At 68.3% G+C, this 19,243-nt stretch carries 14 protein-coding genes and 6 pseudogenes; 17 read left to right on the forward strand and 3 right to left on the reverse strand.

What is annotated here, in order from left to right:
• Positions 1 to 126: 126 nt before the first annotated feature.
• The 5 genes and pseudogenes from GNX96_RS07925 to GNX96_RS07945 all read left to right on the forward strand — a co-directional run bounded on the left by GNX96_RS07925 (position 127) and on the right by GNX96_RS07945 (position 4,895).
• Entirely contained in the window at positions 127 to 960 is an 834-nt protein-coding gene (locus tag GNX96_RS07925; protein ID WP_279579746.1) for a GlxA family transcriptional regulator, read from the forward strand.
• A gap of 292 nt (positions 961 to 1,252) precedes the next feature.
• Positions 1,253 to 2,035: an electron transfer flavoprotein subunit beta/FixA family protein gene (locus GNX96_RS07930; protein ID WP_163567559.1), complete on the forward strand. Its 783-nt coding sequence runs from the start codon at positions 1,253 to 1,255 to the stop codon at positions 2,033 to 2,035.
• Between the two features lie 37 nt (positions 2,036 to 2,072).
• A complete protein-coding gene (locus GNX96_RS07935) occupies positions 2,073 to 3,038 on the forward strand; it encodes an electron transfer flavoprotein subunit alpha/FixB family protein (protein WP_163567560.1) in 966 nt (321 codons plus the stop codon).
• A gap of 134 nt (positions 3,039 to 3,172) precedes the next feature.
• Positions 3,173 to 4,294, forward strand: a pseudogene (locus GNX96_RS07940) (cysteine desulfurase family protein); the annotation flags it as partial.
• A gap of 361 nt (positions 4,295 to 4,655) precedes the next feature.
• Positions 4,656 to 4,895, forward strand: coding sequence for a hypothetical protein (locus tag GNX96_RS07945; protein ID WP_163567561.1), 240 nt, complete (start codon positions 4,656 to 4,658; stop codon positions 4,893 to 4,895).
• Here the strand turns inward: GNX96_RS07945 and GNX96_RS07950 are convergent.
• On the reverse strand, positions 4,888 to 5,628 hold the full coding sequence (locus GNX96_RS07950; RefSeq protein WP_279579729.1) for a polysaccharide deacetylase family protein: 741 nt from the start codon (positions 5,626 to 5,628) through the stop codon (positions 4,888 to 4,890). The two genes, GNX96_RS07945 and GNX96_RS07950, sit on opposite strands and share 8 nt — an antisense overlap.
• Positions 5,629 to 5,692: 64 nt before the next feature.
• Positions 5,693 to 6,289 (reverse strand): response regulator transcription factor, encoded by a 597-nt coding sequence (locus GNX96_RS07955; protein ID WP_163567563.1) that lies wholly within the window; start codon positions 6,287 to 6,289, stop codon positions 5,693 to 5,695.
• Positions 6,290 to 6,312: 23 nt separating this feature from the next.
• Between GNX96_RS07955 and GNX96_RS07960 the strand changes: the two genes are divergently transcribed.
• The 8 genes and pseudogenes from GNX96_RS07960 to GNX96_RS49970 all read left to right on the forward strand — a co-directional run.
• Positions 6,313 to 7,416 (forward strand): sensor histidine kinase, encoded by a 1,104-nt coding sequence (locus GNX96_RS07960; protein ID WP_163567564.1) that lies wholly within the window; start codon positions 6,313 to 6,315, stop codon positions 7,414 to 7,416.
• Positions 7,417 to 7,438: 22 nt separating this feature from the next.
• Positions 7,439 to 8,544 (forward strand): annotated as a pseudogene (gene mnmA, locus GNX96_RS07965) (tRNA 2-thiouridine(34) synthase MnmA).
• Between the two features lie 10 nt (positions 8,545 to 8,554).
• Positions 8,555 to 8,905 (forward strand): hypothetical protein, encoded by a 351-nt coding sequence (locus GNX96_RS07970; protein ID WP_163567565.1) that lies wholly within the window; start codon positions 8,555 to 8,557, stop codon positions 8,903 to 8,905.
• Complete coding sequence (locus GNX96_RS49965; RefSeq protein ID WP_279579730.1) at positions 8,902 to 9,450, forward strand: uroporphyrinogen decarboxylase/cobalamine-independent methonine synthase family protein; 549 nt, start codon at positions 8,902 to 8,904, stop codon at positions 9,448 to 9,450. Before GNX96_RS07970 ends, GNX96_RS49965 begins: the two co-directional genes overlap by 4 nt.
• Entirely contained in the window at positions 9,332 to 10,042 is a 711-nt protein-coding gene (locus tag GNX96_RS07975; protein ID WP_279579731.1) for a uroporphyrinogen decarboxylase/cobalamine-independent methonine synthase family protein, read from the forward strand. The genes GNX96_RS49965 and GNX96_RS07975 overlap by 119 nt, the downstream gene beginning before the upstream one ends.
• Positions 10,043 to 10,227: 185 nt before the next feature.
• A pseudogene (gene ligA / locus GNX96_RS07980) lies at positions 10,228 to 12,358 on the forward strand (NAD-dependent DNA ligase LigA).
• A gap of 80 nt (positions 12,359 to 12,438) precedes the next feature.
• Positions 12,439 to 13,308 carry a GGDEF domain-containing protein gene (locus GNX96_RS07985; RefSeq protein ID WP_163567566.1) on the forward strand — a complete coding sequence of 290 codons (870 nt, stop codon included), beginning with the start codon at positions 12,439 to 12,441 and terminating at the stop codon, positions 13,306 to 13,308.
• A pseudogene (locus GNX96_RS49970) lies at positions 13,295 to 14,428 on the forward strand (putative bifunctional diguanylate cyclase/phosphodiesterase); the annotation flags it as partial. The gene GNX96_RS07985 and the pseudogene GNX96_RS49970, both read left to right, overlap by 14 nt.
• 111 nt (positions 14,429 to 14,539) lie before the next feature.
• Here the strand turns inward: GNX96_RS49970 and GNX96_RS49975 are convergent.
• Entirely contained in the window at positions 14,540 to 15,244 is a 705-nt protein-coding gene (locus GNX96_RS49975; RefSeq protein WP_344311388.1) for a dienelactone hydrolase family protein, read from the reverse strand.
• A gap of 154 nt (positions 15,245 to 15,398) precedes the next feature.
• Here GNX96_RS49975 and GNX96_RS07995 point away from each other — a divergent pair, with 154 nt between their 5' ends.
• The 4 genes and pseudogenes from GNX96_RS07995 (at position 15,399) to gatB (ending at position 19,159) form a co-directional block, all read left to right on the forward strand.
• Complete coding sequence (locus GNX96_RS07995) at positions 15,399 to 15,761, forward strand: hypothetical protein (RefSeq protein ID WP_279579732.1); 363 nt, start codon at positions 15,399 to 15,401, stop codon at positions 15,759 to 15,761.
• 97 nt (positions 15,762 to 15,858) lie between these two features.
• The gene (gene gatC / locus GNX96_RS08000; RefSeq protein WP_163567569.1) at positions 15,859 to 16,158 is read left to right on the forward strand and encodes an Asp-tRNA(Asn)/Glu-tRNA(Gln) amidotransferase subunit GatC; all 300 of its coding nucleotides are present in this window, start codon (positions 15,859 to 15,861) and stop codon (positions 16,156 to 16,158) included.
• A pseudogene (gatA, locus tag GNX96_RS08005) lies at positions 16,155 to 17,659 on the forward strand (Asp-tRNA(Asn)/Glu-tRNA(Gln) amidotransferase subunit GatA). Before gatC ends, gatA begins: the two are co-directional and overlap by 4 nt.
• A gap of 8 nt (positions 17,660 to 17,667) precedes the next feature.
• A pseudogene (gene gatB, locus GNX96_RS08010) lies at positions 17,668 to 19,159 on the forward strand (Asp-tRNA(Asn)/Glu-tRNA(Gln) amidotransferase subunit GatB).
• Positions 19,160 to 19,243 lie beyond the last annotated feature (84 nt).

Genomic DNA, 19,243 nt, shown 5'->3' on the forward strand with positions numbered 1-19,243 from the left:
GACCGATGGCAAGGGTCGGGGGGTGCTGGTGTTTGACGGCGCTCAGCTACTCGACGTGTCGGGTCCTGTCGACGTACTGCCGCCGCCGCCGCCCGCGCTCGCGGTGCCGACTACGACGTCACGCTGATCGGCTGGCCACACACCGAACCGGTCACCTCGGCCGGCGTACGGCTTCGTTGCGACACCCCTGTCGAGGCAGCCGGTCGGCTCGACACCCTGATCGTCACCGGCGCCGACGACCTGACCAGGCTGCCCGCTGATACTCAGGCGCGGCAGCTGCTGACGACGCTGGTCTCCCCGCGGACCCGGGTCGCGTCGGTCTGCACCGGCGCGTTCGTACTGGCCCGCGCCGGCCTGCTCGACGGCCACCAAGCCACCACTCATTGGCGATATGCGTCGGCGTTGGCGACCCAGTTTCCCCAGGTGGACGTGCGACCCGACGCGATCTTCATCCGCAGCGGGCGGTTCGTCAGCAGTGCCGGAGTGACGGCTGGCATCGATTTGACGCTCGCGCTCGTCGAGGAGGACCACGGTCCCGACCTCGCCCGCGAAGTCGCCCGCGAACTGGTCGTGTTTCTGCGCCGTCCCGGCGGACAGTCGCAGTTCTCCGTCCGTACGGAGCTGCCGCCCGTCCAGGACCAGCGGCTGCGGCAGGTCATCGACCTGGTCGCGGCCGCCCCGGCCGAGGAACACACCGCCCAGTCCCTGGCCCGCGCCGCGACCATGACCCCGCGCCATCTGCGCCGCCTGTTCCGCGACCAGCTGGGCACCACGCCGGGTCACTACCTCGAACGGGTCCGTCTGGAGGCCGCCCGCGCACTTCTGGAGGCTGGTACGACAGTGACCAGCGCTGCCCGTGCCAGTGGCTTCGGCAGCGACGAATCACTCCGCCGCGCCTTCCACGCGACCCACAACGTCTCGCCATCGACCTATCAGCACCGGTTCCGCACCACCCGCTGACGCCGCCGGAGGCGAGCCACTCCAGAACCGAGGCAGATACCTTCCCTTGTGGGCTTGCGCGCGTCCTGGGGAGCCGGGTGTCGTGAGATGAGCCATACTTCCGGCAGGTGCCCAGGTAGCTACTGGTAAGTAACATGTGGGTGGCGAATGCAACAACCGCTGCACGTTGACCCTGCCCCCAGGAAGCGGAAGCCTCGGGGCACCCGGGTGAGGCGTGCCGCACACGGTGGTCGTAGGAATAACGTCGTACGAACAACTCAGTGGTCAGCGCCGGTAGGAGGTCGAGCCAGCAGTGAACATCGTCGTACTCGTCAAGCAGGTGCCTGACTCAGGACTTGAGCGCAACCTTCGACAAGACGACAAGACCGTCGACCGCGACGCCGGCAACCTCGTCATCGGTGAGCTGGACGAATACGCGATCGAAGAGGCATTGAAGCTAAAAGAGGCGCACGGCGGCGAGGTCACCGTGCTGACGGTCGGCCCCGAGAAGGCCACCGAGACAATCCGCAAGGCGCTGTCGATGGGCCCGGACAAGGCCGTCCACGTCAGCGACCCCGCGATTCACGGTTCGGACACGGTTGCCACCTCGGCGATCATCGCGGCGGCGCTGGGCAAGCTGGAGTACGACCTGGTCATCGCGGGTGCGGAATCCACTGACGGGCAGACCGGCGCACTGCCGGCGATGCTGTCCGAGCGCCTCGGCATCGCCCAGCTGACCGGCGCCCGCAAGCTCACCGTGGACGGCGACAAGCTGACGACGATCGAGCGGCAGACCGACGACGGCTACGAGGTAATCGAGGCCACCACGCCGGCGATAGTCAGCGTTTGGGACACCATCAACGAACCGCGCTACCCGTCCTTCAAGGGCATCATGCAGGCGAAGAAGAAGCCTGTGGAGACGTACTCGCTGTCCGACCTCGGCGTCTCCGCTGACCAGGTCGGTCTGGACAGCGCCTGGTCCGAGGTCCTGGAGTTCTCCGGCCGGCCGCCCAAGGGCGCCGGCGTGAAGGTGCCGGACGAGGGCGATGGCGGCAGCAAGCTGGTCGAGTTCCTCGCCACCCAGAAGATCGTCTGACCCGTAGCCACCATAGATTCAGGAAGGATCCATCCTCATGGCAGAGGTCCTCGTCGTAGTTGAGCACTCCGGTGGTGCGGCGAAGAAAATCACGTCCGAGCTGTTGACCGCGGCCCGCGCGCTGGGCGAGCCGTCGGCGGTCGTCTTCGGCGCCGCCGGCGACGCTGACAAGCTCAAGGACACGCTCGGTGAGTACGGCGCGCAGAAGATCTACGCGGCCGAGTCCGCGGACGTGACCGACTACCTGGTCGCGCCGCGGGCCGAGGTGCTGGCCGGCCTGGTCAAGCAGGCCAGCCCGGCAGCCGTGCTGCTCGCCTCGACCACTGACGGCAAGGAAATCGCCGGCCGTCTCGCGGTCAAGATCGAGAGCGGTTTCCTCACCGGCGTGACCGAGCTGGCCGCCGACGGCACCGCGACGCAGGTCGTCTTCGCCGGCGCGGTGATCGTGAAATCCAAGGTAACCAAGGGAACCCCGATCCTGACGATCGCGACCAACGCGGTCACCGCCGAGCCGGCCGCGGCGACGCCGTCGGTGGAGGCGGTCGAGGTGAGCGTCTCGGACGCGGCCAAGAAGGCCAAGGTCGCCGACCGGGTGTCGGAGAAGAAGAGCAGCCGGCCGGAGCTGACCGAGGCCTCGATCGTGGTCTCCGGCGGCCGCGGCGTGGGCAGCGCGGAGAACTTCGCGCTCATCGAGGGCCTGGCCGACTCGCTCGGCGCCGCGGTGGGTGCCTCCCGGGCCGCCGTCGACTCCGATTTCTACCCCCCCCCGCACCAGTTCCAGGTCGGCCAGACGGGCAAGACCGTCTCGCCGAACCTGTACGTGGCGGTCGGCATCTCCGGTGCCATTCAGCACCGCGCCGGTATGCAGACCTCGAAGACCATCGTCGCCATCAACAAGGACGAAGAGGCGCCGATCTTCGAGCTCGCCGATTTCGGTGTCGTCGGTGACCTTTTCAAGGTCGTACCGCAGGCCACCGAGGCGATCAACGCCCGAAAGGGCTGATTTCTGGCAGGTAACAGCGTTTGAGCCGGCGTACGCACGACGTACGCCGGCTCAGTCGTCTCGGGCCTGGGGAATGTCGGTGTCAGACTAGGCTGGACCACGTGACTTATCTCGACCACGCGGCCACCACCCCGATGCTGCCTGAGGCCAGGGATGCCCTGGTGGCGGCGTTGGGGGAGCACGGCAACCCCTCGTCGTTGCACGCGAGCGGGCGGCGGGCGCGGCGGGCGGTGGAGGAGTCGCGGGAGCGGATCGCGGCGGCGATCGATCGGCTGCCGGCCGAGCGAGGTGATCTTCACCAGCGGCGGTACGGAGAGCGACAACCTGGCCGTCAAGGGCATCTTCTGGTCGCGGCGGGACGCCGATCCGGCCCGTACGCGGGTGCTGACCAGCGCCATCGAGCATCACGCCATCTTGGACACGGTCGAGTGGCTCACCGAGCACGAGCGGGCCGCCGGCGAGTTCCTGCCGGTGGACGCGTACGGCCGGTTGACCGTGGACACTCTCCAAGGCGCGCTCGCCGAGCGGGCCGACAGAGTCGCGGTCATCAGCGTGCAGTGGGCGAACAACGAGGTCGGGACGGTCCAACCGATCCCGGAGCTGGCTGAGCTGGCGCACCAGCACGGCATTCCCTTCCACACCGATGCCGTCCAGGCGGTCGCCCAGGTCGCGGTCGACCCGACGCTGGTGGACGCCTTGACGCTGACCGGCCACAAGCTCGGCGGCCCGGTCGGCGTCGGCGCCTTGGTGCTCGGCCGCCCAGGTCGCCGCCACTCCCGTCCAGCACGGCGGCGGCGGCCAGGAGCGGGACGTGCGTTCGGGCACCCTGGACACCGCCGGCATCGTCAGTTTTCTCGGTCGCCGTCGACGCCGCCGTACGCTCGCAGCCGGAGCGGACCGCGCGCGTCAGGGCCCTGCGCGACGACTTGATCGCACGCGTACGCGACCTGGTGCCGGACGCGATCCTCAACGGCGATCCGACCGACCGGCTGCCCGGCAACGCGCACTTTTCCTTTCCCGGCTGCGAAGGCGACGCGCTGCTGATGCTGCTGGACGCGGCCGGGGTGGAGTGCTCCACCGGCTCGGCCTGCTCCGCCGGTGTCGCCGAGCCCTCTCACGTGCTGGTCGCGATGGGCGCCGACCCCGCCCGCGCCCGCTCGTCGCTGCGATTCTCGCTCGGCCACACCTCCGTGCCAGCTGATGTCGACGCGCTGGTCAAAGCCCTTCCTGGGGCCGTCGAACGGTCCCGCCGCGCCACTGGCGCTGATGATCAGGCGAAGCGCGAGAAGCGGGAGGAGTCCGGCGAGCGTCCAGGGAATCACGTTGAGCACGACCGGACCGAAAACCGCCACCGTGAACCCGCAGTAGCGGGTGTCCGGGGTAGGGCACACCGTCTGTACGAGCGATCCGTAAAAGAAGCCTTTGGTGAGAAGGAACAGGACCATGGCGGCAACCACGGCCGGCACCGCGGCTATCCCGCGGCCGACACGATCGCGCCAGAACCAGGCCGCCACCAATACGACCGCGGCCAGCAACGTCAGGGGATACCGGTAGAAGTCCCGGCCTGACCAGGTCTCGACCAACCAGCTGGTCGCCAGCAGCAGGCCAGTCGAGACGGTGACCAACAGCAGGCTCGGCCGCGTGTTGCCGGCCCGGGCCGCCGGCCACCAACTGACCATCAGCAAGGCCACAGCCACCGCAGGCAGTGCCAGGAACAACCACCCGTTCAGCAGTAGCTGGGTGCCGGCCAGTGCACCGGTGCCCATCAGCCCGAGAACCGCGACGAAGTACGGGTTGCGGCGCCGGGATTCGGTCATGGCGCTGATTATGACCGGCCGGTTGACGGGTTTTACGTAGAGAGCTGTAACAACTCGGTGACGGTTACGAAGCGGTAGCCGCGGCCGCGGAGTTGGTCGATGATGGGGCCCAGCGCGTCCCGGGTGGGCTGCCGGCTGGCGTACATGCCATGCAGGATGACGATCGATCCGGGCCGTACGTGCGAAACCGTGTAGGCGGTGGTGGCCGCGGCGCTGCGGTCGATTTCCGGGTACGAAATCGGTTCCACGTCCCACATAATCGTCCTGCGGTTGTGCTGCGCCAGATACCATGGCAGGACGACGAGCTTTTTGCCGTTTGGCGGCCGAAAATCGATCTCGCCCCGATAGCCGGTCTGTCGGATCAACGCGTCCGTACGGGTGATTTTGTCGGCGACATAGCCGGGCGTACGGAAAACCATCCGCTCATGCGAATATGTGTGATTGCCGATCTGCTGACCGGCGGCCGCGATTTTCTTTCCCAGCTCTGGATATCTCTGCAGCGCGCTGCCGATCAGGAAAAACGTTCCGTGCACCTGTTCGCGCGCGAGAGTGGCGAGCAACGCGTCGGTGCCGGCCGGATCGGGGCCGTCGTCGAAGGTCAGCGCGACCACTTTCTGAGTGGTTTCCACGCGTGCGGTCAGGCCGCCGAACAGTTGGAACGTACGGGAATCCATAAGTTGCACGGTGCCGTACGCGCCGAGGCAAAGCACCACGATCGCGGCGACAGAGCCGATGAGTAACCGTCGTCGACGCAAAGGGGTTTTCTTTTCCACTTGGCCAGCCTGTCGCATGCGGACCTTCGCTGGGAAGCGGCGAAGGATGTAGGCTGTCTCAGCCTTAGGACGTGTGTGCCTGGGCGATCAGCGCGGCCTGCGTACGACTGCTGACGCCGAGTTTTCCAAGCACGTTGCTGACGTGTGTTTTGACCGTACGCTCGGAAAGGGTCAGCCGGCCGGCGATGTCCTGATTGGACAGTCCGGCGCCGAGCAGGTCCAGGATCTCGCGCTCGCGGGCGGTCAGGGCACCGAGCGGATCCGGCCCACCGGACAGCAGCTCGGCGGCGGACGGGGTCAGCGCGGTAATGCCGGCGTGGGCGGCTCGTACGGCCGCGGCCAGCTCGGCTCCGCTGGAGTCCTTCAGCGCGAAGCCGGCCGCACCGGCCGCGAGTGCCCGCTGGATCTCGTGCTGGCGGCCCACCGTTGTCAGCATCACCACCCGCGGCCCGCGGATCTTCGTGAGCAGGTCGAGCCCGTCGACGTCCGGCAGGTGGAGGTCCAGCAGTACGACGTCCACCTCGTCGTCGCCCAGACGGTTGAGCAGCGCGGTGCCGGTGCCGAGCTGGCCGACCACGGTCAGGTCCGGTTGCGCGTCCAGGATCAGCGCGAGCCCCTCTCGTACCAGCGCATGGTCGTCGACGACCAGGATCCGGATCACTCCCGCAGACTACGGTGACTGGCGTGAGAGAGCGTTTGGCGGACGGAGTTCTCGTCCTGGTGTTGGCGGCGGTTTTCGCGGTTTCCGGCACTTGGCGGTCGTGGGCCGACGCGGGCCGCTGGGACGCCGTCAGCCTGGCTCTGTCGATCGCCTGCATCGCGGCCCTGCCGCTGCGCCGGAGAATGCCCGCGACAGTGCTGGTCGTGCTGACCGCGGCGACTGCCGGCCACCTGCTGCTGGGGGCTTCCCGGCTGATCTATCTGCCGGTGCTGGTGGCGCTCTATGCCGCTTCCCTGCATGGCTCCCGCTGGGTGCGGTGGGGCCTGTGCGCGGTCGCGACGGCGGTGGTCACGATCGCGGCGACCACGTTCGCGGGCGTGACCGAAGGTGGCGTGCTGGCGTTGGTGATCTTCGGGGTGGCGTGGCTGCTCGGCGCCGAACGGCATCGGCACAGCGCCGAGCGCTCGGCGCTGCTGGCCGAGCAGGCCCGCCGCGGCGCCGAGATCCAGTTGGCGCACCAGCAGCATCGCGCGCAGGCCCGGGAGCGGGAGGTGATCGCCCGGCGGCTGCATGACGCGCTTGCGCACACGGTCACGGTGATGCTGGTGCAAGCCGAGGCTGTGCGTACGATTGGCCGTCTGACCAGCGACGATGCCGTGAGAGTCGACCAGATCCTGGCTGCTGGCCGGGACGCCCTCGCGCAGGTGCGGGCGACCCTCGCGGACCTACATGACCCGCTGCCGGACGCCACCGACCTCGGTGGCGTCCTGGAGCAGTTGCGAGGGGCCGGCCTCGACATCGCTCCGGTGCCGGACCTGCCGTCCGGCCCGCTGGTCAGCCGGATCGTCATCGAGGCGGCCACCAACGCGTTGCGGCACGCCGGTCCGGGCACCGCGGTGGACGTACGAGTGGAGCCAGCGCCGCGGCACTGCCGGCTGGTGGTCCGCAGCGGGCCACCGGCGGCCGGCTGGCCGTCGATCGGCCCGACTCCGGGCCGTGGGCTGCGCGGACTGGCCGCCGAGGCGACCGAACACGGCGGCCGGCTGGCGTACGGGCCAACCGTGGACGGCGGCTGGACCGTGACCGCTGAGCTCCCTCGTTCGTACAGCTACCCTGGTGGGGAGTGATTCGCAGCAGGAGGGAAGGGCTATGAAGGTGCTCGCCGCCATGTCCGGGGGCGTCGACTCGGCGGTGGCCGCCGCGTTCGCCGCCGAAGCCGGGCACGACGTGACCGGGGTGCACCTCGCGTTGGCCCGCAACCCGCAGACCCACCGAACCGGTGCTCGCGGCTGCTGCACGAAGGAAGACGCGCACGACGCCCGCCGGGCCGCTGACGTGATCGGCATCCCGTTTTATGTGTGGGACATGGCCGAGCGGTTCCACGAGGACGTGATCGAGGACTTCGTCGCTGAGTATGCCGCCGGCCGTACGCCCAATCCGTGCCTGCGCTGCAACGAGAAAATCAAGTTCACCGCGGTTCTGGACCGGGCCCGCGCGCTCGGTTTCGACGCTGTGGTCACCGGACACCACGCCCGGCTGTCCACTGTGGACGGTGTGCCGACGTTGCGGCGCAGCGTTGATTTCGGCAAGGACCAGTCATATGTGCTGGCGGTGTGTACGAGCGAGCAGTTGCGGCACGCGATGTTCCCGCTCGGGGGCATCACCAAGGACGAGGTGCGCCAACAAGCCGCCGACCGCGGGCTGGCCGTCGCAGACAAGCCGGACAGCCACGACATCTGTTTCGTCTCCGACGGGGACACCGCCGGGTTTTTTTGCGGCGGGCACTGGGAGAGCGGTCCGGTGAGATCGTGGACGCGGCCAGCGGCGAGGTGGTCGGCGAGCATGACGGCGCGTACGCGTTCACCGTGGGGCAGCGCAAAGGACTGAAGATCGGCCGGCCGGCGGCGGACGGCAAACCGCGCTATGTGCTGGATATCGAGCCGGTCTCCAACACTGTCCACATCGGACCCGCGGATGCGTTGGACGTCACCGAAGTGCGCGCCGAGCGTCCAGTGTGGACAGACGGCGTCCAGCCGTCTTTTCCGGTGCGGGCACAGGTGCAGTTGCGGGCCCACGGCGAGCCCATGGACGCGACCGTCAGCCTGGACGGCGATCAGGTGGTGGCCACCTTGGACAGTCCAGCCCGTGGGGTGGCGGCCGGACAGGCGCTGGTCGTCTATCGACCCGACGCCGCCGGGGATGTCGTGCTCGGATCGGCCACCATCATGCGGTCCGGCCAGCCGGCGCTGCACTGACCGCCGGCGGATGGGCTACTGGCAGACTGGCGCGGTGACCGTGTTGATGGCCGCAGTGTTGATGGCCGCAGTTCCTGCGGCGGCGCGTCCGGTTCGTGTCGCCGGGGCGCCCAAAGGGCGGGCACCCCACCGCCACGAACCTGGGCGGCCTCCGGCCGCTGCGCGGGCGTGGTTGGGTTGGCCTGGGGTGATGACGATGGGGACGTTTCGGCGACTGGCTGACGGTGGTGTCCAGTTTTGGTGCATACACGAGGCAACCGAGGTGATCGCGATAGATCTGCACGGCGGCGCCGGCTTTGAGCGAATCTTCCTGCAGGTGGCCGATCCGGCCGCGGTCGTACGAGAGTTGGCGGCCGCATGACTTATGAGCAGGCGTGGGATGAGGCGGCGGCCGTACAGGCGGGAACGCCGACAGCCCGCTGGCCGGTCGGGGCGGCGACCGGGATCGGGTCGATGCCCGGCACCGATGTGGTCGAGGCGACCGCGACCGTCCTGGGGGAGCTGCCGGACTTCCCACATTTGCCCGAGTTGCCCGGCCGGGGCGCTGGCGCGGACCTGATCGGGCGGTCCACCGGCATCCTGGTCGAGCTGCCCGTCGAGGTCGCGGTGACCGCGTGGCGGATGGCATCGCGGCCGGGCCGGGACACCCGCCGGATCGCCGACCTGTTGGCCCGTGACCTGGACACGCTCTCCGAGCAAGCGGACGGTTACAGCGGCCCGCTCAAGATCCAGGTCGCCGGCCCGTGGACCCTGGCTGGCCAGGGTCGAGCTGCGCAACGGCGAGCGGGTGCTCACCGACCACGGCGCCACCGCCGAGCTGGTCGCGTCCCTTGCCCAGGGGCTCGCCGACCATGTCGCGGACCTGCGCCGCCGAGTTCCCGGCGCGACCATCGTCACCCAACTTGACGAGCCAACCCTGCCCGCTGTGCTGGAAGGTTCGCTGCGTACGGCCAGCGGCTACCGCACGGTTCCGCCGGTCGAGACCACTGTCGTCGAGCGCGACCTCCGGGCCGTCCTTACCGCCGCCGGCGGCCTGACCGCCATCCACTGCTGCGCCCCAGACGTGCCGCTGGCGCTGCTGCGTCGTACCGGCGTGAGCGCCGTCGCCGTCGACATGTCCTTGCTGGACCTCGCGGACTCCGCCGAAGTGGACAGGATCGCCGAACACATCGACTCCGGCGTCATCCTGATGGCCGGCGTGCTCCCCCGGCGACGGCACCGACCCGTCCACTCTGCCAGCCGCCGACGTACTCGCCGACAAACTCCGCAAACTGGTCACCAGCGCCGGCTTCGGACTGGAACGAGTGCCAGCGGCACTCACCGTCACCCCCTCCTGCGGCCTCGCCGGCGCGAGCGCCGACTACGCCCAGGCAGCACTCAAACGCTGCGTAGAGGTAGGCCGAGCCCTCGCCGCCGGCTGATTTTCTCACCCGCGCCACGCCGGTTGGTGCGCGAAATTGTCGTAGGTGTCTGTTTTTTTCTTTCCCCCTCCCTTTGAACGGGCGGGGGGTGGGTTGAGAGGTGGACCCTAATTTTTTAGTTGAACATTGGTCCTCGAACCCGCCCCCCACCCGTCACTGGGTGGGGGGCAAATCTGCCGGAGGGGTACGACAGTTTCGCGCCGGGCCTGGTCGGGAGGCTGCCGCGAGGCGGAAGGTCGTACCCGTCGGCCACAATGCAGTCGTGGCAGAAGAACAGCAGGCAGAGGCCGGCACCGAGGTCCCGTCGAAGGCGCGGCATCGCGCGGCGGAGTTGACCGAGCAGATCGACGGGCATCAGTTCGCGTATTACATCAAGGACGCGCCGACCGTCTCTGACACCGAGTATGACCATCTCCTGCGTGAGCTGATGGCGCTGGAGGACCAATACCCGGCGCTGCGCAGCCCGCAGAGCCCCACCCAACGGGTCGGTGGCACGTTCTCCACGGCGTTCACCGCGGTCGATCATCTGGAGCGGATGCTCAGCCTCGACAACGCGTTCTCGGCGGACGAGCTGGCCAGCTGGAACGAGCGGGTGGAGCGGGAGATCGGCGCCCGGGCGCATTTTCTCTGCGAGCTCAAGATCGATGGACTTGCGGTGAACCTTTTGTACGAGGATGGTCGACTTACCCGGGCTTTGACCCGTGGCAACGGGGTGACCGGTGAGGACGTGACGCTCAACATTCGGACCATTGACGCGGTGCCGGTGGAGCTGGCCCGCGACTCCGCGGCGGGACCGCCGCCGGAGCTGCTTGAGGTGCGTGGCGAGGTCTTCCTGCCGGTGGCCGGCTTCGCGCAGCTCAACGCGAGCCTGGTGGAGGCCGGCAAGGCCCCGTTCGCCAACCCGCGCAACTCCGCGGCCGGGTCGCTGCGGCAGAAGGATCCGAAGGTGACCGCCAGTCGGCCGCTGACGATGCTGGTGCACGGTACGGGCGCGCGTCGCGGCTTCGCGCCGGAGCGGCAGTCCGAGACGTATGACAAGCTCCGCGCCTGGGGGCTGCCGGTCTCGACCCGCTACCAGGTCGTGGACACGCTCGAAGAGGTGCAGGCCTTCATCGAGTATTACGGCGTCCACCGGCACGATGTCGAGCATGAGATCGACGGCGTGGTCGTCAAGGTCGACGAGGTCGCGCTGCAGCGCCAGCTCGGCTCCACGTCGCGGGCGCCGCGGTGGGCGATCGCGTACAAGTATCCGCCGGAAGAGGTCAACACCAAGCTGCTGGACATCCGGGTCAACGTCGGCCGGACCGGCCGGGTGACGCCGTACGGCGTGATGGAACCGGTGCAGGTGGCCGGGTCCACCGTGGAGATGGCGACCCTGCACAACGCCGACGAGGTACGCCGTAAGGGCGTGCTGATCGGCGACACCGTGGTGTTGCGCAAGGCCGGCGACGTGATTCCGGAGATAGTCGGGCCGGTCGCGGATCTGCGTGATGGCACCGAGCGCGAGTTCGTGATGCCGGCATTGTGCCCGGAATGCCACACCCCGCTGCGCCCCGAACGCGAGGGCGACAAGGACATTCGCTGCCCGAACAGTAGGTTTTGTCCAGCCCAGCTGCGCGAACGACTGTTTCACCTTGCCTCCAGGGGCGCATTCGACATCGAGGTGCTGGGCTACGAAGCGGCGGTCGCGCTGCTGGATTCCGGTGTGCTGACCGACGAGGGGGATCTCTTCTCACTGACAGAGGAAAAGCTCGTTACGGTTGAGCTGTTTACCAGGAAGTCTGACGGCGAGCTCACCGCCAATGCCAGGAAATTGTTGGATAACTTGGAAGGCAAAAGATCGTCCACTGTGGAGAGTGATGGTTGGACTGTCCATAAGGCACGTCGGACCCACCGCCTCGCAGGCCCTCGCGACCGAATTCGGTGACCTGGACGAGATTCTGCAAGCGCCCGCCGAGCGATTGGCCGAGGCGGACGGGGTTGGCCCGACCATCGCGGCCGCGCTGCTCGATTGGGCAACGGTGGACTGGCACCGCGAGGTTGTCCGCAAATGGCGGGAAGCTGGGGTGCGGATGGTCGACGAGCGGGCCGAAGGCATTCCACGTACGCTCGCCGGCCTTACCATTGTGGTGACAGGGTCGCTGGAGGAATTCTCCCGCGATGACGCGAAAGCTGCCATTCTCGGCCGAGGTGGTAAGGCAAGTGGCTCTGTTTCAAAAAAAAAAACCGATTTCGTCGTAGCGGGCGAAAAGCCGGGTTCCAAGTACGACAAAGCGATCCAATTGGGGGTGCCGGTCCTGGATGAAAGCGGGTTTGGGGTGTTGCTGGCGGATGGGCCGGACGCAGCCCGCGCTGTCACCCTCAACCCGCCGGCGGCGAATCCGCCGGAATAGTCCACAAGCGCGCCCGCGCGTGCACGTGCATCGACGCGCTATCGTCGCGGGAGCGACCTGATGTGCGTCATGGGGGTTTGGTGACAACAGCCGATCCGCGCGACCTCACGCCTTCTTGGCGTGAGTGGCGATTCTGGCTGTTCGTATGCCTGGCGGCGCTCGCCGCACTGGCCGTGATCAGGTACGGAGCGGCCACCGACATTGGCTCGTTGGGTAAACTTCCGCCCTCCTTCTGGGTTATCGCGGCAATGGTGGTGATTGGCGAACTCTGGCCAGTGGCGGCCATGGCCACCGACGGTCGCCGGCCGACCGCGCAGGGCAACGGTTTGGTCGCGTCGACCACTTTTGTCTTCGCCGTCCTGATCTTTTGGGGCCTCGGTGCCGCGATCGTCATTCAGATCATCGGCATCATGCTCGCCGACCTGCCGCGGCGGCGGGCCATCTACCGGACGATTTTCAACATCAGCCAGTACTCGCTCAGCTGGGCGGCCGCTCACGTCGTCCTGACCGTGATGGTGGCCGACCGGCATCCGGGGTCGCCGCTGGACCTGCACCCGCGGGTGCTGCCGGCGATAGTGCTCGCCGCGGTGGCGTATTTCCTGGCCAATGACCTGCTGGTCTCGATCATGGCGAAGCTGCACATGGGCGGCACCCTGCGCAGCCATTTCTTCTACGCCTTTGGTTACCACCTTTTCAGTGAAGGTGCGTTACTCGCGCTGGCCCCGATCGTGGTGATCGCGCTGCAGCAGAGCCCGTGGTATTTGCCGCTCCTGTTGGTCGCGTTGATAGCTGTGCAGCAGAACGCGAGGGTGAGCAACCGGCACCAGCGGCTGGCGCTGCACGACGAGCTGACCGGGCTCGCCAACCGCAAGCTGCTCTACAACAGCGCGGTGCAGGCGCTTTCGGACGCGCGCGAGACCGGCCGGTCCGTCGGCGTTGCTTTTCCTTGACCTCGACCACTTCAAGAGCGTCAACGACACCCTCGGCCATCACGTCGGCGACCAACTGCTGCAGGACGTGGCCAACCGGCTCACCCGGTCCGTACGCGCCGACGACATCGTCTCCAGGGTCGGCGGCGACGAGTTCGCGGTGTTGTTGCCCGGCTTGGTCGACCAGTGGACCGCCGCCGAGGTGGCGGACCGGGTGTCCGACGCGTTGGCCGCGCCGTTCAGCCCGCACGGCGAGGCGGCCGTACGCATCGACCTTGGCGGCTCGATCGGGATCGCGTTCTTCCCGGCGCATGGCGAGGACGTGGACACGATTTTCCAGCACGCCGACGCGGCCATGTACACCGCGAAGTCCCGAGGCCTGGACAGCGTCGTCTATTCCGACCACAGCACCGAAGGCATCGGCGGCGCGATCCTCACCGAGCTGCGGGAGGCGCTGCAGTCCGGCCCGGAGACGGCCGGCCTCGCCGTGCACTACCAGCCGCAGGTTGAGCTTGGCTCCGGCGAGGTGGTCGGCGTGGAGGCGTTGGTCCGCTGGCGGCATCAGCGGCTCGGCTGGATCGCGCCCACCGAGTTCGTCCCGATGGCCGAGCGCGGGGTGCTGATCGGCGAGCTGACCCGCTGGATGCTGGACACCAGCCTCGCTCAGCTGCGTGACTGGGAGGACGCCGGCTTGAAGCTGAGGGTCGCCGTCAACATCAGCGTCCGGGACCTGCAGTCCGTCGAGTTGGCCGACTTCCTGGCCCGCCGGCTGGTGCACTACCAGCTGCCGGCCGACCGGCTGCGGGTCGAGATCGACGACGCGAGCAGCATCTCCGGCCGGGAGAACGTGCAGGCCGCTTTGGATGCGCTGGAAGACCTCGGTGTCGGCATCAGCCTGGACCACTTCGGCATTGGCTACTGCAGCCTCACTCGGCTGCGCCGGCTGCCGGTCAGCGAGGTCAAGATCGACTCGTCGTTCGTCTCGCGGCTGATGTCCGACGACGATGATGCCGCGGTCGTACGCTCGATCGTCGACCTCGCGAGCGCGCTGGAACTCGCGGTGGTCGCCGAGGGCGTGGAGGACGAGCCGACCTGGCGGGCCCTCGCCGCGTTGGGCTGCAACGGCGCCCAGGGCAACTACTTCGCTCACCCCATGCCGCCCCCGAGGACGTCGTGCTGCTGCTGCGCGACGGCAGCCGCTTCCCGCTCCTGCGCGCTGTCTCGTCCTAACCCGTGCGGGGCGCTGCGGACCTCAGCTGAGGTGGGTGGCGAAAAAGGTGAGCACCCGGCGCCAGGCGTCCTGGTTGGCGTCGTGGTCGTAGCCCAGGCCGGCGATCCGCATCAGCGGAGCGAACGGGCCGACGGGGAGGCGGTTGGCGAACCCGTGGCCGGCGCCCGCGTACTCCTTGACGTCGTGTACGACCTCGCGTTCGGTCAGCAGCTGGTCGAGCTTGGCGGCCGCCCCACGCAGCCCGAAGTCGCGTCCGCCGAAGCTCGCCACGATCGGGCAGGCGTCGTCGAAGGCGCTTTCGTCCCGCGGCATCGGTCCGTAGTAGGGCGCGCTCGCGTCGAACCCGCGGGCCGCGGTGACCAGCGCGAAGCCGCCGCCCATGCAGAAGCCGGCGACACCGACCTTGCCGTTGGAGTTCGGATGCGAGAGCAGCTCCTGCCGGGCGGCCTCGATGTCGTCGAAGGCCTGGCCCTTCGCGGCAAGCAACTGGCGGAAGACCGACTGGACGCAGCGGACGAAGCCGCCGCGATGGAACAGGTCCGGCACCAGCGCGAAGTAGCCGGCGGTGCCGAACCGGTCGGCGATCTCCCGTACGTCGTCGGACATCCCGAAGGCGTCATGCACGATCACCACGGCCGGCCACGGCCCGTCGCCGGACACCTCCGGCTGCGGCACGGCCAGGTAGCCGTGGATGGATCCGGCCGAGGTGGGGATAGTCACGTCCACGCAGCTGAACCTACTCCCAGTTTTCTCGCTCGGGAGGGGTCCCACGCCGTCGTTCGTACGATGGGCATCCGCATCGAGGAAGGAAAGCGCTGTGATGGCCCGACCTGTGTTGCCTGAGGATCTTCCGCAAGAGGCCAATCAGGCGTACGGATGCATGGCGATCGCCCTGGGGCTGACCGCGCTGGTGATGGTGGTGAACCTGCTGCTGGGCGGCAACCCCTCTGGCGTACTCGGCCTGTTGTTGACGCTCGGCACGTTCTCCGGGACCCAGGCATTGCGACGGCGTGCCCGCTACGGCCGGACTCTCGCGACGATCTGTGGTTCGGTGCTGGTCCTCATCCAGCTGGGCACGATCGTGCTGATCGTCGCGCTCGCCGCCACTTTCGGTGCGCTGGCGGTCATCCTGACCACGCTCATTGGCCTTGTCATCGTGGCCCTCGTGGTGGCCACCCTGGTCTTCATGTTCCGCCCCAGCGTCACCGCGTTCCTGGAGGCCACGCCAGCACCGGCCCGCTGAGCCAGCCGGGCGTAATGCAGTGGAGGTCGGGTAGGGGTGAGTCCGTAAACTGAGTGATCGATCCATCGCTCACGGACGAAAGCGAGCCCGCATCAGCATGTCCGTCATCACCCGAGCCGAGGTTCAGCATCTCGCCAAGCTGGCCCGGATCGAGCTCACCGACGACGAGCTCGATCACTATTCCGGCCAGCTCGACGTGATCCTGTCCTCGATCGCCCAGATCTCCGAGGTCGCCGCGGATGACATCCCGCCGACCTCGCACCCACTGCCGCTCACCAACGTGATGCGGCCGGACCAAGTGCGTCCGTCGCTGCCGGCCAACGACGTGCTGGCCGGCGCGCCGGCGGCCGAGCAGCAGCGCTTCCGGGTGCCGCAGATCCTGGGAGACGAACAATGAGCGACCTGACCGCGCTGACGGCGGCTGAGCTGGGCAGCAAGATCGCCAGCCGCGAGGTCAGCAGCCGGGAGGTCGTGGATGCCCACTACGACCGGATCGCCAAGGTCGACGACAAGGTGCACGCCTTTCTGCACCTGGGACACCGAAGGCGCCCGCAAACAGGCGGACGAGGTCGACGCGCGGATCGCCAAGGGCGAGAAGCTCGGCCCGCTCGCCGGGGTGCCGCTCGCGCTCAAGGACGTGATCGTCCAGAAGAACGTGCCCACCACCGCGGGATCCAAGATCCTGGAAGGCTGGCGCCCGCCGTACGACGCGACCGTGGTCAAGCGGCTGCGCGAGGCCGGCATCGTCATCCTCGGCAAGACGAACATGGACGAGTTCGCGATGGGCTCGTCGACGGAGCATTCGGCGTACGGGCCGACCCACAACCCGTGGGATCTGGAGCGCATCCCGGGTGGTTCCGGCGGCGGCTCGTCGGCGGCGGTGGCGGCCAGGATGGCGCCGTTGGGCATCGGTACGGACACCGGCGGCTCGATCCGGCAGCCCGGTGCGGTCACCGGCACGGTCGGCATGAAACCGACGTATGGCGGCGTCTCGCGTCATGGCCTGATCGCCTTCTCCTCGTCGCTCGACCAGGGCCGGCCCGGTCACCCGCAACATCCTCGACGCGGCGCTGCTGCACGAGGTCATCGGCGGTCACGACCCGATGGACTCCACGTCGATCGACGCACCGGTCCCGCCGGTCGTCGAGGCCGCCCGGGCGGCTGACGTGAGTGGCATGCGGATCGGTGTCGTACGAGAGTTCGCCGGCGATGGTTATCAGCCCGATGTGAGCGCCCGCGTCGACGAGGCGGTCGCGTTGCTGACCAAGCTCGGCGCCGAGGTCGTCGAGGTGTCGTGCCCGCACTTCGTGCATGCCCTCCCGGCGTACTACCTGATCGCCCCCAGCGAGTGCTCGTCCAACCTGGCCCGCTTCGACGCCATGCGTTATGGCCTGCGGGTCGGCGACGACGGGACGAAGTCGGCCGAGGAGGTCACCTCGCTGACCCGTGCGGCCGGCTTCGGAGCCGAGGTCAAGCGCCGGATCATGATTGGGACGTACGCGCTGTCCTCCGGCTACTACGACGCCTATTACGGCCAGGCGCAGAAGGTGCGGACTCTCATCACCCGCGACTTCGAGGCCGCGTTCGAGCAGGTCGACGTGCTCGTCTCGCCGACCACGCCCACCACGGCGTTCAAGATCGGGGAGCGGGTTGACGACCCGATGCAGATGTATTTCGCCGACCTGTGCACCATCCCGTCGAACCTGTCCGGTGGTGCCGCGATGAGCGTTCCGGTCGGGGTGGACTCGAACAACCTGCCGGTGGGCCTGCAGGTGATGGCACCCGCGATGGCCGACGACCGGCCGTATCGGGTGGGTGCCGCGCTGGAGGCGGCGCTGACCGAGCAGTGGGGCGGCTCGCTGCTGAGCCGCGCGCCGGAGCTGGAGGAGTCCAAGTGAGCGACTTGATGCCGTACGACGAGGCGGTCGAGAAGTTCGACCCGGTTTTCGGTCTTGAGGTGCACGTCGAGCTGGGCACCGCGACCAAGATGTTCTGCGGCTGTTCGACGGTGTTCGGCGCCGAGCCGAACACCCAGACCTGCCCGACCTGTCTGGGCTGGGCATGCCCGGCGCCCTGCCAGTGGTCAACGAGCTGGGCGTCGAGGGCGCGATCCGGATCGGCCTCGCGCTGAACTGCTCGATCGCGCCATGGAGCCGGTTCGCCCGGAAGAACTACTTCTATCCGGACATGCCGAAGAACTTCCAGACTTCGCAATATGACGAGCCGATCTGTTTCGACGGCTATCTGGACGTCGAGGTCGACGGCGAGACGATTCGGGTCGGCATCGAGCGCGTGCGCACATGGAGGAGGACACCGGCAAATCGCTGCACGTGGGCGGCGCTACCGGTCGCATCCAGGGCGCCTCGCACTCGCTGGTCGACTACAACCGCGCCGGCATCCCGCTGATCGAGATCGTCACCAAACCGGTCGAGGGCATCGGCGCGCGTACGCCCCAGGTCGCTCGCGCGGTTGTCGGTGAGATCCGCGAGATCGTCCGCGGCCTCGGGGTGTCCGAGGCACGGATGGAGCGCGGCCAGCTCCGCTGTGACGCCAACCTGTCGCTGCGCAGGTCGCCGGACGTGCCGTTCGGCACCCGGTCCGAGACGAAGAACGTGAACTCGCTGCGCAGCGTCGAGCGAGCCTTCACCTACGAGATCCGCCGGCAGGCCGCGCTGCTGACCGACGGCGGCACGGTCGTACAGGAGACCCGGCACTTCCACGAGGACAACGGCTCCACCACCTCCGGCCGGATCAAGGAGGAGGCGGAGGACTACCGCTACTTCCCGGAACCCGACCTGGTCCCGGTGGCGCCTCCCGCCGAGTGGGTGCAGAAGCTGCGTGCCGCACTGCCCGAGCGGCCGAGTGAGCGCCGCCGCCGGCTGCAGTCCGAGTGGGGATTCTCCGACAAGGACATGGCCTCCGCGGTCGGTGCCGGTGCTGTCGACCTGATCGAGGCGACGGTGGCGGCTGGTACGACCTCGGACACGGCCCGCAAGTGGTGGCTGGGTGAGTTGGCTCGGCGGGCCAACGAAAACGGCCTGGACCTGGACGCCCAGGGCGTCACCCCGGCGCAGATCGCCGAGCTGCAGTCGCTGGTCGACTCGGGCCGGTTGAACGACAAGCTCGCTCGGCAGGTGCTGGAGGGCGTGTTGGCCGGCGAAGGCTCGCCGACCGAGGTCGTGCAGGCCCGCGGCCTGGAGGTGGTGTCCGACACCGGTGCGCTCAGCGCCGCGGTGGACGAGGCGATCGCCGCCAACCCGGACGTGGCCGACAAGATTCGCGCCGGCAAGGTCGCCGCCGCCGGCGCCCTCGTCGGTGCCGTCATGAAGGCCACCAAGGGATCTGCCGACGCCAAGACCGTCCGCGACCTCATCCTCGAGAAGCTGGGCACCGTCTAAGGGCGGTCGCGGAGGTCCTCTTGCAGAACGACGCCTAGCGTCTGGGGACGGTCCCTCTCTGGCGTGAGACGCCTAGCGTCTTGC

This window comes from Fodinicola feengrottensis (assembly GCF_010993775.1).
GTDB lineage: Bacteria > Actinomycetota > Actinomycetes > Mycobacteriales > HKI-0501 > Fodinicola > Fodinicola feengrottensis.

Coding starts and splice junctions, on each gene's coding strand:
- GNX96_RS07935 (WP_163567560.1), top strand. CDS start 2,073: ATGGCAGAGGTCCTCGTCGTAGTTGAGCACTCCGGTGGTGCGGCGAAG.
- GNX96_RS07970 (WP_163567565.1), top strand. CDS start 8,555: ATGGGCTACTGGCAGACTGGCGCGGTGACCGTGTTGATGGCCGCAGTG.
- GNX96_RS49965 (WP_279579730.1), top strand. CDS start 8,902: ATGACTTATGAGCAGGCGTGGGATGAGGCGGCGGCCGTACAGGCGGGA.
- GNX96_RS07995 (WP_279579732.1), top strand. CDS start 15,399: ATGGCGATCGCCCTGGGGCTGACCGCGCTGGTGATGGTGGTGAACCTG.
- gatC (WP_163567569.1), top strand. CDS start 15,859: ATGTCCGTCATCACCCGAGCCGAGGTTCAGCATCTCGCCAAGCTGGCC.